This is a genomic window from Lysobacter sp. KIS68-7 (genome assembly GCF_021284745.1).
Lineage (GTDB): Bacteria > Pseudomonadota > Gammaproteobacteria > Xanthomonadales > Xanthomonadaceae > Noviluteimonas.
Map to the genome: position 1 here is coordinate 748002 of NZ_CP089925.1, position 11799 is coordinate 759800.

An 11799-nucleotide genomic window follows, 5' to 3' on the forward strand; every position below is an offset into this window, starting at 1 on the left:
TCGCTCAGCGATGACGCCACGCCTTCAGGCGCAACGTGTCGAACAACAGGAACATCGGCGGCCACAGCAGCATGCCGATGGCAGGCGCAGCCCATGCGGTGGGCGGCAGCAAGGGCTCGCCCAGCGCGAAATGCAGCACGGTGGTGACGATGCGGTCGTTCACGAGCAGTGCGCCGATCGCGAGCGATTGCTGCGACAACGGGAAGAAGCGCAGTCGCGCGCGGAACCGTTGCAGGATGAACGCCATGATGACCAGGCGCAACGCCTGTTCGCCGAGCAGGTTGCCGAAGACGAGGTCGGCGATGAGGCCGACGAAGAAAGCGAAACCCAGGCCCGCTTTTTCCGGTTCTTCGAGCACCCAGTAAGCGACCGCGAGCCCGAGCCAGTACGGACGCAGCGCCATGATCGGCGCGGGCAGCGGTACCAGGCCGAGCAGCAGCGCGAGCACGATGCTGACGGGCAGGACCCAACCGGCGCGTTCGCGGCTCACGGGGTGCGCCTCGTGGTGGAAGCGGCCGCGGGCAGCGTCGGCGTGGTGCGCGCGGCCTTCGGCACGGCGGCCTTCGGCACGTTGGCGGTGGCGGGCACGGCAACCGAAGCGGCGTTGGGCAAGGTCGCCGTGGAGACCGCCGGCGGACCGATCACCGGCCGTGGCGGCGCGCTGCGCAGCAGGAGCACATCGCGGCCGCGATCGAGTTGCGCGGCCGGCTTCACGTCGCCGACGAGGAACGCGCGGCTGTCGTCGGGACGCAGCGCGGCGATGGTGCCGACGGGGAATCCTGCAGGGAAACGCTCGCCGAGCCCGGAGGTGACGACCACGTCGCCCACCTTCACGTCGCTCGACAAGGGAATGCTCGCCAGCGCGAGGCGATCGCTGCGACCGGTGCCATAGGCGACCAGGCGCACGCCGGTGCGCAGCACCGCGACGGGCAACGCATGGTCGGGATCGGTGATGAGCAGCGCGGTGGAATGCATCGGCGTGGTGGAGATGACCTGGCCCACGACGCCGCCGGCATCGATCAGCACCTGGCCGACGCGCACGCCGTCCGTGCTGCCTGCATCGAGCACGAGGCGCTGGCGGGTGGGATCGAGGTCGATGTTCAGGATCGGGGCGAGCTGCACGTCCATGCCGCCGCGCTGCACGGCGCCGAGCATGGCGCGCATGCGTTCGTTGTCCGCGGTGGCTGCCTGCAGGCGCGCGATGCGCGCGCCGCTGACGAGCAGATCGTTGCGCAGCCGGCGGTTCTCGGCGATGAGCGAACTGCGCGTGCCCGCGTCGTCGCTGATCGAATCCACCACCTGCCCCGGCCAGCCGGCGACCGCCCACAGCGGTTGCACGAACAGTTGCGCCTGCTGGCGCGCATGCGACATCCAGCCGCCGCGATGGTCGAGCACGATCAGCGCGCAGGCGACGGCGAGGTACGCCAGCAGCCGCAACGTGCCGGCGATATCGCCGGGACGGGCAGCAGCGGGACCGGCGTAGGAAGGCACGTCGTCAGTTCAGTGTGTTGTGCGCGACTCGAGGGCGATCGAGGCCGACCGCCCATCCCCAGGAGAAAAACGCTTATTCCGGTGCAAAGAACTCGTTGCCGTGCATGTCGACGAGTTCGAGCGCACGACCGCCGCCACGGGCGACGCAGGTGAGCGGATCGTCGGCGACCTGCACGTGCAGGCCGGTTTCTTCGGTCAACAGGCGATCCAGGTCGCGCAGGAGCGCGCCACCACCGGTGAGCACGATGCCGCGCTCGGCGACGTCGGCGCACAGTTCCGGCGGGGTCTGCTCCAGCGCCTGCTTCACCGCGGCGATGATGCCGGCCAGCGGTTCGCGCAGCGCTTCGAGCACTTCGTTGGAGGTGATCTGGATCATCTTCGGCACGCCCTCGGCGAGGTGTCGGCCGGAGATCTCCATCGTGCGGACATCCTTCTGCGGATAGGCGCAGCCGATCTCGAGCTTGATGCGCTCGGCCGTGGCGTCGCCGATCAGCATGCCCTGCGTGCGGCGCACGTAGGCGATGATGGCTTCATCGAAGCGATCGCCGCCGATGCGGACCGACTGCGAGTACACGATGCCGTTCAGGGCGATGACCGCGACTTCGGTGGTGCCGCCGCCGATGTCCACGACCATCGAGCCGCGGGCTTCGGTCACCGGCATGCCGGCGCCGATGGCGGCGGCCATGGGTTCTTCGATCAGGTAGACCTCGCGGGCACCGGCCTCTTCGGCCGATTCCTTGATCGCGCGGCGCTCGACCTGGGTGGAGCCGCAGGGCACGCACACCAGCACGCGCGGGCTCGGGCGCATCAGGCGCGACTTGTGCACCTTGCGGATGAAGTGCTTGAGCATTTCCTCGGTGTAGGTGAAGTCGGCGATGACGCCATCCTTCATCGGCCGGATCGTGGTGATGTGGCCCGGGGTGCGGCCCAGCATCTGCTTGGCCTCCGCGCCGACGGCCGCGACGGACTTGGCGCCACCGACCAGGCGGTCCTGGCGGACGGCGACCACGGACGGTTCGTTGAGCACGATGCCCTGGCCCCGCACGTAGATGAGGGTGTTGGCCGTGCCCAAATCGATGGACAGGTCGCTGGAAAAGTAGCGGCCGAGGAACTTGAACATGAAGGGGGGTGCGCCTGAGGAATGGGTACTACGAAGGGTCGCTAGCCTATAGGTCCCCCTGCCCCCGTACAAGCACGCGCGTCGCGTTTTTTCCCGTAAAAAACCGAGGGTTGTGGCTTCACGGACGCCCGGCCGGTACCCTGTGCGCCCTTCAGGCCGGACCCCGGCCCAAACGAGGCGTTCCCTGATGTCTGCGCTGATCTGCGGTTCCTTGGCCTACGACACCATCATGGTGTTCCCCGACCAGTTCAAGAACCACATCCTGCCGGACAAGGTGCACATCCTGAACGTGTCGTTCCTGGTGCCCCGGATGCGCCGCGAATTCGGCGGTTGTGCGGGCAACATCGCCTACAACCTCAAGCTCCTGGGCGGCGACCCGATCCCGATGGCCACGGTGGGCCAGGATTTCGGCCCCTACCGCGAGTGGTTCGACGAGCAGGGCATCCGCCTGGACCAGGTCAAGGTGATCGAGGAACTGTTCACGCCGCAGGCCTTCATCACCACCGACCACGACAACAACCAGATCACCGCATTCCATCCGGGCGCGATGATGCGTTCGTACGAGAACCACGTGAAGGACGTGAAGGGCGTGACGTTCGGGATCGTGAGCCCCGATGGTCGCGAGGGCATGCTGCAGAACGCGAAGGAATTCGCCGAAGGCAACATCCCCTTCATCTTCGATCCGGGCCAGGCGATGCCGCTGTTCAACGGCGAAGAGCTGCGCCACTTCATCGAGCTGGCCGATTACGTCACGGTCAACGATTACGAATCCAACCTGCTGCAGGAACGCACGGGCTGGAACGAGAAGGACATCGTCGCGCGCACGAAGGCCTACATCTGCACGCGCGGGCCGAAGGGTGCGTTGATCCACACGCCCGGCCAGACCTTCGACGTGCCGCCGGCGCACGAGCGTCGCGTCACCGATCCGACCGGTTGCGGCGATGCGTTCCGCGCGGGCCTGATCTTCGGCATCGAAAAGGGCTGCGACTGGATGACCATCGGCCGCATCGGCAACCTGATGGGCGCGCTGAAGGTGGAACACCCGGGCACGCAGAACCAGCGCTTCGATTTCCAGGAATTCTCGGACCAATTCAAGCAGCAGTTCGGTTACGCGCTTTGAGCGCGTAACCGCTCCGCGCTCACATCACGTGCGCGAGCCATAGCAGCTCGGGCTGCGCCAGGCGTTCGAATTCCTTGTAGGGCATGCGCACCGCATCGGTGTGCGTGCCGGCGTTGAATGCGATTTCGTCGTGCCCCGCCAGGCGCGAGTCGACGAACACCGGCATGCCGTAAAGATTGCCGAAGGGCGGCATCGCACCGACTTCGCAGTCGGGGAATGCATCCTTGAATTCGGATTCGTCCGCGAGTTCCACCATGCGGCCACCGAGTGCGCGCGACAGGCGCGTCAGGTCGACCCGGTACGCCGCCGGCATCACCATCATCGCGAGCGTGCCGTCGACCTTGAGCATGACGGTCTTGGCGAACAGCTGCCGGCTGAGGTGCGCGGCCGACGCCGTTTCATGCGCGGTGACCGTGCGCTCGTGCGTGACGGCGGTATAGGACGAATGCTGCTGATCGAGGAAATTGTGCAGGCGCGGTGACAGCATGGTCGCCTCCGCTTCGGCGCCCGCCGACCATCCGCTTGCGGGCGGCGCCGTCTGGTGGACTGCGCGTGCATCCTGCGTCGCGCGTCGATGCGCGCAGCTTACGCCCGCCGCGCTCAGGCGGCGTGATCGTCCGTCGGACGCGCGCTAATTCCACTTCGGCAGCTTGGACGCATCCAGTCCGCCGGTCTCGAACACCGCCGTGCGCGTCCCGCCCGCCTTCACGGGGAAGGTGATCGACAAGCGCTTCGCGCCCTTCGCCATGCGCCACAGCGCGCGCTGGTCGGTGATGAACATCGCGATCGCTTCCTTCGTGTTCGGGCGCGATGCGGCCATCGGCTTGGGTTTTGCATCATCGGCCTGCACCTGCACCTTGCAGCCGGAATAACAATCGAAGTCGCCCTTCTCGAGCACGAGATAGCTGCTCTTTCCCCAATCCGGGTGGTCGCGGAAGATCAGGCGGACGGGATACTTGGTGCCGGTGCCGTCGGTGTCCAGGCGATCCTTGGAATACATCGCGGCGGACAACTGCATGCCGCCCTTCGCCGGTTCGCTCTGGTAGGCCCACAACGCGGCCATGCGGCGCTGGTCGTCCTGCGCGGCGATCTTCGCGCGGACTTCGTGCAACTGCGCATCGATGCGCTTGGCGGCGGCCGACTGCGGATGCTCCATCTGCAACTGGTCGCCGTAACCGCGTGCGAGTTTCCAATCCTGGCGGGCGGCGGCGTCTTCGAACTGTTTGGCCAGGGATTCGGACGCCTGTTCGGCCTGCGCCGCCTGTGCGGCTGCAGCGCGCGCGGCGGCCTGCGGGTCTTCCTTCGGTCCGCACGCGGCGAGCGCGAGGGTGCAGGCAGCGGCAAGCGTGGCAATGCGGACGTTCATCGTGGACGACCTCGTTCGATCAAGGCATCGATGGCGGCCGCCACCTCGGCGGGCCGTTCCATCATGGACATGTGGCCGCAATCGTCGAGCAGGACCGTCGACGCCTGCGGAATGCGTGCAGCGTACAGCGCGGCCGCGCTCGGATCGATCACGGCGTCCTGCTGGCACCACAGCAGGAGGGTGGGCTGGCCGATGCGCGCGGCTTCTTCGCCGGGCAGGAAGCGCTCGGGGCCGCGGCCGATGTGGTCGAGCACCGCCTGTTCGAAGGCAGCATCGCGCGTGCGTTGCGCGATGTAGGCGCGATCGGCAGGCCAGGGAATGCGGGGCATCGCTTCCTCGAGGTGGTAGACCGTGGCGAGGTAGCGGTCCAGGCTCGCGCGATCGTGCACGCCGAAGGGGTTCTGGCCGGCGAGGACTTCCGCACCGAAGCGGTTGTCGTCGAAGCGCACGCCGGCGGCATCGAGCAGCGCGACGCGCGAGACGAGTTCGGGATGGCCCGCGGCGACGAGCGCGGCGATGCCGCCGCCCATCGAATGCCCGACGAGCACGACGGGTTTGTTCGGCGACACCGAACGGATGAAGGCGGCAAGGCGTTCGCTCTGCGCGAGGAAACCGTAGTTCTCGCGCGGGAGGCGTTCGCTTTCGCCCCAGCCGGGCAGGTCGGGAATGACGAGCCGATAGCGCCCGCCGAACACGCGCGCCAGCGGAAACCAGTTTTCTTTCATGCCCGTGAAGCCGTGCACGAACACGAGCGTCGGCGCATCCGTTTGATCGGCATCGCGTTCGGCGTACACCCAGCGATGGCCCGCGACGTTGCGCGCCTGCTTCGACAAGCCCGCACCATGCAGCTGCCGCGCGAACTCCGCGGCGACCAGCACTTCGGGGCGCCACGCCACGTACGCGATCGTCGCAAACAACGCGGCCGCCACGAGGGCGGCCGCGATTGCGAGCGTGCGACGCAAGGTCATTGCGTTACTGCGCGGGCTGCGCGCTCTTCTTCTTCGCTTCGTCGATCACGGCCTGCACGGAGCCGGTGGTGATCGGGTGGTAGCCCGGCTTCGCCTTCGCGAAGGTGTCTTCGGCGAGCTTGAGGCCTTCGGGCGTCTGCACCAGCGCGTTGTAGGTCGGCATGATCAGCTTGCGACGGCCGATCTTCTGCAGGAACGCGGCGATCTGCGCGTCGGCCTTCGTGTAGCCGCTGCGGATGGCGAGCGGATACCAGCGCTGCGCGATTTCGCCGTTGGTGGTGCCGGTGAACTTGTAAGCCGCGTCGAGTGCTTCGATCTGCTTGACGTCCAGCTTCTCCGGCATGCCTTCGATGAAGTGCACCCACTCCTGCGTCATCCACTTGGAGGTGGCGTCCTTCGGCGGCAGCGTGCCGTTGTCGAGCCACGCCTTGCGCGCGGCATCGACCGCATCGAAGCGCGGCGACGCGACCTGCGGCGCCGTCGACGGCACGCCCGGCTCGTACAGCCACGCATCGAATTCCTGCTGCGTCACCTTGCCCGGGTACTTGTCGAGCAGGTTCTCCTTCGCGTACTCCGCGAACTGCTGCGAGGAGATCGACTGGAACGCGAAGTGGTCGAAGTAGCCGCGCAGGAACGCGTCGAAGTTCTCGCGACCGAAGCGCTGCTCCAGGAACTGCATGAACCACGCGCCCTTGGTGTAGACGGTCGAGCTGAGGTTGTCGTCCGGATCCTTCAGTTCGCCTGCACGCACGGCGAGCTGCTGCAGCGGCTTGTTCGCGTCGGTGAACTCCTGCTTGAGTTCGTTGCGCGCGATCACGCTCTCCATGCCGGCGAGATCCTTGCCGTACAGCGCTTCGACGATGCGGTTCTCGACGTAGCTGGTGACGCCTTCGTTGAGCCAGGCGTCCTTCGCGGTCGAGAAGGTCACCAGGTTGCCCGACCAGCTGTGCGCGAGTTCATGCGCGATCAGCGAGACGAGCGACTTGTCGCCGGTGATCACCGTCGGCGTGGCGAAGGTCAGGCGCGGGTTTTCCATGCCGCCGTAAGGGAACGAAGGCGGCAGCACGAGGATGTCGTAACGGTCCCAGCGATACGGGCCGTACAGCTTCGAGGCCGTGTCGATCATCTTGCCCGTGTCGGAGAACTCGTTCGCCGCCGGCTTCACCATCGACGGTTCGGCCCACACGCCGGCGTTGCCGGTGATCGGCTGGAAGACCAGGTCGCCGGCCGCGATCGCGAGCAGGTAGGACGGGATCTTCTGCGGCATCTTGAAGGTGTAGTCGCCATCGCGCACGGCCTTCGGATCGTTGTCCGCGCTCATCAGCACCATCGCGTCCTTCGGCGCGGTGATGTGCGCGGTGTAGGAGAAGCGCACGATCGGCGTGTCCTGCAGCGGCACCCACGAACGCGCGTGGATCTGCTGCGACTGGCTGAACATGAAGGGCTGCTTCTTGCCCGCGGTCATCGACGGCTCGAGCCACTGCAGGCCCGAAGCGTTCGGCGACGTGGTGTAGGTGACGCGCACCTGCTTCGGACGGTTCGGCGTTTCGATCGTCAGCTTGGTGCCGAGCACCTTGTCGGCGGTCGGCGCGAGCGCGAACTGCAGCGGCGCCCAGTTGCCATCGGCGCCCAGGCCTTCGGCCTTCGAGATCGTCAGGTCGCGCGTGTCGAGCACGAGCTGCGTGGCGGTCGGGTCGAGCCAGTCCAGCGAATAGGTCGCGGTGCCCGAAAGCGTCTTCTTGGTGAAGTCGAGCGCGAGGTCGAGCGCGAGGTCGGTGGTGCGGACCTTGTCGGGCTGCGAGAAGGAGTGTTCGTCGGTCACGGCGGCGACCTGCGTGGCGGCGGGAGCGGCGGCCGCGGTCGCGGAAGCCGCAGGCGCGGCACCGGTCGCGGGCGTTTCGTTCTTCGCGCACGCGGACAGCGCGAGCGCAGCGGCCAGGGACAACATCAACGGGGTATGGCGCATTGGAAGCTGGGTCCGAGGTTGTGAGGGCTGGTTGGGGCCGGGAGGCGGCCGAGTGTAAACGGTGCGCCGTGCACGGTACGCCGGACTTCCGGCACGGTCGCGCGGTTTCACATCCGGGCAGGATGCGCGCCCATGCCTGCGTTCATTTTTCCCGGTGCGCCGCGGCGCGCCGTGCTCCCGTTTGCGCTCGTCGCAGCCCTTCTCACCTCCCAGGCCGCCCTGGCCCAGCAGCCCGCTGCACCGGCCGCCAAGGTGGTGCACGACATCCCGCGCGTGTCCTCCGACATCGTGGTAGACGGCGTCCTCGACGATGCCGCGTGGGCCAACGCCGCCACGATCGACCTGCCCTATGAAGTCACCCCGGGCGACAACACCCCCGCCCCGGTGAAGACCACCGTGCGCGTGGCCTACACCGAAGACGCGCTGCTGCTGGGCTTCCACGCCGAAGACCCGGATCCGAAGCAGATCCGCGCCCACCTGCGCGATCGCGATTCGCTCTACACCGACGACTTCGTCGGCGTGATGCTCGATACCTTCGACGACCAGCGCCGCGCCTACGAGTTCTTCGTGAACCCGCACGGCGTGCAGGCCGACCTCATCAAGGAAGAGGCCACCGGCAACGAAGACGACAGCTGGGACGGCTTGTGGACCAGTGCCGGGCGCATCACCGACACGGGTTACGACGTGGAAGTGCGCATCCCCTTCGCGACGCTGCGCTTTCGCGATACCGATGACGTGCGCCGCTGGGGCGCGACCTTCCTGCGCATCCATCCGCGCGCCTATCGCACGCAGTACTTCAGCAACCGTGTCGAGCGCGGCTCGCGCTGCCTGACCTGCACCTTCGACAAGCTCGAAGGCTTCCAGGGCGTGAAGCAGGGTCGCAACCTCGAGATCACGCCGACGCTGACGATGACGCTCGCGGAGGATCGCGAAACGCCGGAGGGGAAGTGGGAAGGCGAAGGCGCGGACTTCGAACCAGGCGTGGACGTGGCGTGGGCACCGACCCCCAACCTCACGCTCAACGGCACGATCAACCCCGACTTCTCGCAGGTGGAAACCGACCAGGCACAGCTCGACCTCAACACGAGCTTCGCGCTGTTCTTCCCCGAGAAGCGCCCGTTCTTCCTGGAAGGCGCGGATTACTTCACGACGCCCTTGCAGGTGCTCTACACGCGCCAGATCGCCGATCCGGACTACGGCCTGCGCACGACGGGCCGCGCGGGTTCGCAGGCCTACGGCGCGATCGTCGCGCGCGATGCAAGCACGCAGATCCTCGTACCCGGGCCGCTGAGTTCCTCGTTCCGTTTCCTCGAACAGGAAGCGAACGACTTCGTCGGCCGTTATCGCTACGACCTGGACGAACACACCAGCGTCGGTGCGATCTCGACGTACCGCAGCGGCACGGACTACAAGAACGCCGTCGGCGGCATCGACGCGCGTTACCAGAAGGACGAACACACGGTCCGCGCGCAGTGGCTGACCAGCGATTCCGAGTATCCCGACGGTCTCCTGTTGCCCGACACCTCACCGAAGGGCGACGCGCTCTACCTCAACTACAGCTACGGCAGCCGCAACTGGAAGGGCAACGCCACGCACGTCGACATCGACCCGGGCTTCCGTTCCGACCTCGGTTTCATTTCGCAGGTCGGTTACCACAAGGACACGCTGGGCGGCGGCCACACCTGGTTCACGCCGAAGGGCACGGCGATCACGCGCGTGGAATTCAACGGCGACTGGGACATCACGCATCGCTCCGATGGCCTGCTGCTCGAGCGCGAAGTCGAGGGTTACCTGAGCATGCGCGCGCCGCGCCAGGGCTATTACGAAATCGGTGGCGGCAACCGCACGCGCTTCTGGAACGACCAGTACTTCGACGAGACCTTCTACTCGGCCTACTTCGAAGTGGTGCCGCTCGCACCGATGAAGATCGGCGCGACGTTCAACGGGGGCGACCAGCTCGACCTGCGTGCGTCGCGCGAAGGCCGCCTCATCGACATCGAGCCGTTCATGCAGCTCGACATCGGGCTGGGCGTGAACCTCAACCTCAATTACACCTGGCAGCGCCTCGACCGCGACGGCGGCACCGCGTTCGACGCGGACGTGGTCGATGCGCGCCTGAGCTGGCAGATGGATGCGCACCAGCGCCTGCGCCTCTCGGTGCAGGCCAGCGACATCAATCGCGACCAGGCCTTGTACACCTTGCCGGTGATGCAGCATTCGCGCGACGTCGCGGGGCAGCTGCTGTATTCGTACAAGGTGAACCCGCGCACGGCGTTCTACGCGGGTTATTCGGAAGGCGGCTTCTCGGACGACCAGATCCGCGACGTGTTCTCGAACACGCGCAGCGTGTTCCTGAAGTTCAGCTACGCCTGGCAGCCCGGCTGAGGATCAGACTTTGTAGCCGGTGTGGATGGCCACGATGCCGGCATTGAGGTTCTTGTAGCCGCAGCGCACGAAGCCTGCGGCTTCCATCATGTCCTTCAGCTGTTCCTGCGGCGGGTGCTTGCGGATCGACTCGGCGAGGTACTGGTAGCTCGACGCGTCCTGCGCGAACAACTGCCCGAGCTTCGGCAGCACCTTGAAGGAATGGAAGTCGTAGATCGGCTTGAACCAGTCGGCCTGCACTTCGGAGAACTCCAGCACGCGCACCTGCCCGCCGACCTTCAGCACGCGATGCATGTCGCGCAGCGCGGCGTCCTTGTCGGTGACGTTGCGCAGGCCGAAGGCGATGGTGACGAGGTTGAAGCTCGCATCGGGGAACGGCAGCTTTTCGGCATTGCACTGCACGTATTCCATGCCGCGCACGTTGCCGCGGTCGGTCATGCGGTCGCGGCCGACGCGCAGCATCGCGCCGTTGATGTCGCCGAGCACCACTTCGCCCGTGTCGCCGACGCGCTCGCGCAGCAGCGCCGCGATGTCGCCCGTGCCGCCGGCGAGGTCGAGCACGCGGTCGCCCTTCTGCACTTGCGCGGTGGCCACGAAGTAGCGCTTCCACGCGCGATGGATGCCCAGCGACATCAGGTCGTTCATCAGGTCGTACTTGCCGGCGACCGATGAGAAGACCTCACCGACGAGCTTCTGCTTCTCGCCGGTCGGGACGTCGCGGAATCCGAAATGGGTGGTGCCCGGCTTGCTGTCGTGTTCGCTCATGCGGGGGATTATCGCTTGCGGCCGGTGGCGCGTGCTCATCGCGTTGCGAAGGGCACCCCCATTGCAGCGAGGAGTCCGCCGTGAAAGTCCTGCTCCTGACGAGCTTGTCCCTGGCCGCGCTGGCCTCGGGGCCCGTATTCGCCCAGTGCGCGACGGGCTCCGCAGCGATGATGCCGTCGACGCACACCATGGTGAAGGCCGCCGACATCAAATGGGGGCCGGCCCCGCCTTCCCTGCCGAAGGGCGCGGAAATGACGGTGCTGTCGGGCGATCCGGGCAAGGCCGGGCCGTTCGCCATCCGCATCAAGGCGCCCGCGGGGTTCAAGGTACCTCGCCATTGGCATCCCGCCGATGAGCAGGTGACGATCATCTCGGGCGACTTCCATCTTTCGATGGGCGAACCCGGCAGCGCGCACGCGGCGGACTTCGTGGCGGGCGATTACGCCAACCTCCCCGCGAAGATGCAGCACGAAGCATCGACCACCGGCGGCGTGGTCGTGCAGGTGAACTCGACGGGACCCTTCGAGATCACCTACGTGGATCCGAAGGACGATCCGCGCAACCAGATGCCGAAGGCGGCGTCGGCGACGAAGTAAGGCGCATCGCCGACACGTGTCG

10 protein-coding genes and 1 pseudogene are annotated in these 11799 nt (G+C 66.8%); 3 read left to right on the top strand and 8 right to left on the bottom strand.

What is annotated here, in order from left to right; genetic code table 11:
* Positions 1-4 precede the first annotated feature (4 nt).
* From mreD to LVB87_RS03595, 3 genes and pseudogenes are all read right to left on the bottom strand, one after another.
* A complete protein-coding gene (gene mreD, locus LVB87_RS03585) occupies positions 5-490 on the bottom strand; it encodes a rod shape-determining protein MreD (protein ID WP_232899550.1) in 486 nt (161 codons plus the stop codon).
* Positions 491-660: 170 nt separating this feature from the next.
* A pseudogene (gene mreC, locus LVB87_RS03590) lies at positions 661-1491 on the bottom strand (rod shape-determining protein MreC); the annotation flags it as partial.
* A gap of 73 nt (positions 1492-1564) precedes the next feature.
* A complete protein-coding gene (locus LVB87_RS03595) occupies positions 1565-2611 on the bottom strand; it encodes a rod shape-determining protein (RefSeq protein WP_232899551.1) in 1047 nt (348 codons plus the stop codon).
* 187 nt (positions 2612-2798) lie between these two features.
* Here LVB87_RS03595 and LVB87_RS03600 point away from each other — a divergent pair, with 187 nt between their 5' ends.
* The gene (locus LVB87_RS03600) at positions 2799-3731 is read left to right on the top strand and encodes a carbohydrate kinase family protein (protein WP_232899552.1); all 933 of its coding nucleotides are present in this window, start codon (positions 2799-2801) and stop codon (positions 3729-3731) included.
* Positions 3732-3750: 19 nt separating this feature from the next.
* Here the strand turns inward: LVB87_RS03600 and LVB87_RS03605 are convergent, their stop codons facing one another.
* The 4 genes from LVB87_RS03605 to LVB87_RS03620 form a co-directional block, all read right to left on the bottom strand.
* Positions 3751-4218 (bottom strand): YbaK/EbsC family protein, encoded by a 468-nt coding sequence (locus LVB87_RS03605; RefSeq protein WP_232899553.1) that lies wholly within the window; start codon positions 4216-4218, stop codon positions 3751-3753.
* Between the two features lie 144 nt (positions 4219-4362).
* Positions 4363-5097 carry a hypothetical protein gene (locus LVB87_RS03610; RefSeq protein ID WP_232899554.1) on the bottom strand — a complete coding sequence of 245 codons (735 nt, stop codon included), beginning with the start codon at positions 5095-5097 and terminating at the stop codon, positions 4363-4365.
* Complete coding sequence (locus LVB87_RS03615; RefSeq protein ID WP_232899555.1) at positions 5094-6065, bottom strand: alpha/beta hydrolase; 972 nt, start codon at positions 6063-6065, stop codon at positions 5094-5096. The genes LVB87_RS03610 and LVB87_RS03615 overlap by 4 nt, the downstream gene beginning before the upstream one ends.
* A 4-nt stretch (positions 6066-6069) precedes the next feature.
* On the bottom strand, positions 6070-8031 hold the full coding sequence (locus LVB87_RS03620) for a M1 family metallopeptidase (RefSeq protein WP_232899556.1): 1962 nt from the start codon (positions 8029-8031) through the stop codon (positions 6070-6072).
* Positions 8032-8163: 132 nt separating this feature from the next.
* Between LVB87_RS03620 and LVB87_RS03625 the strand changes: the two genes are divergently transcribed.
* Entirely contained in the window at positions 8164-10416 is a 2253-nt protein-coding gene (locus tag LVB87_RS03625) for a DUF5916 domain-containing protein (protein WP_232899557.1), read from the top strand.
* Between the two features lie 3 nt (positions 10417-10419).
* On the opposite strand, the gene ubiE is transcribed toward LVB87_RS03625, so the two are convergent.
* Entirely contained in the window at positions 10420-11181 is a 762-nt protein-coding gene (gene ubiE / locus LVB87_RS03630; protein ID WP_232899558.1) for a bifunctional demethylmenaquinone methyltransferase/2-methoxy-6-polyprenyl-1,4-benzoquinol methylase UbiE, read from the bottom strand.
* Positions 11182-11261: 80 nt separating this feature from the next.
* On the opposite strand from ubiE, the gene LVB87_RS03635 reads away from it, so the two are divergent.
* Complete coding sequence (locus tag LVB87_RS03635; RefSeq protein WP_232899559.1) at positions 11262-11777, top strand: cupin domain-containing protein; 516 nt, start codon at positions 11262-11264, stop codon at positions 11775-11777.
* Positions 11778-11799: the final 22 nt, after the last annotated feature.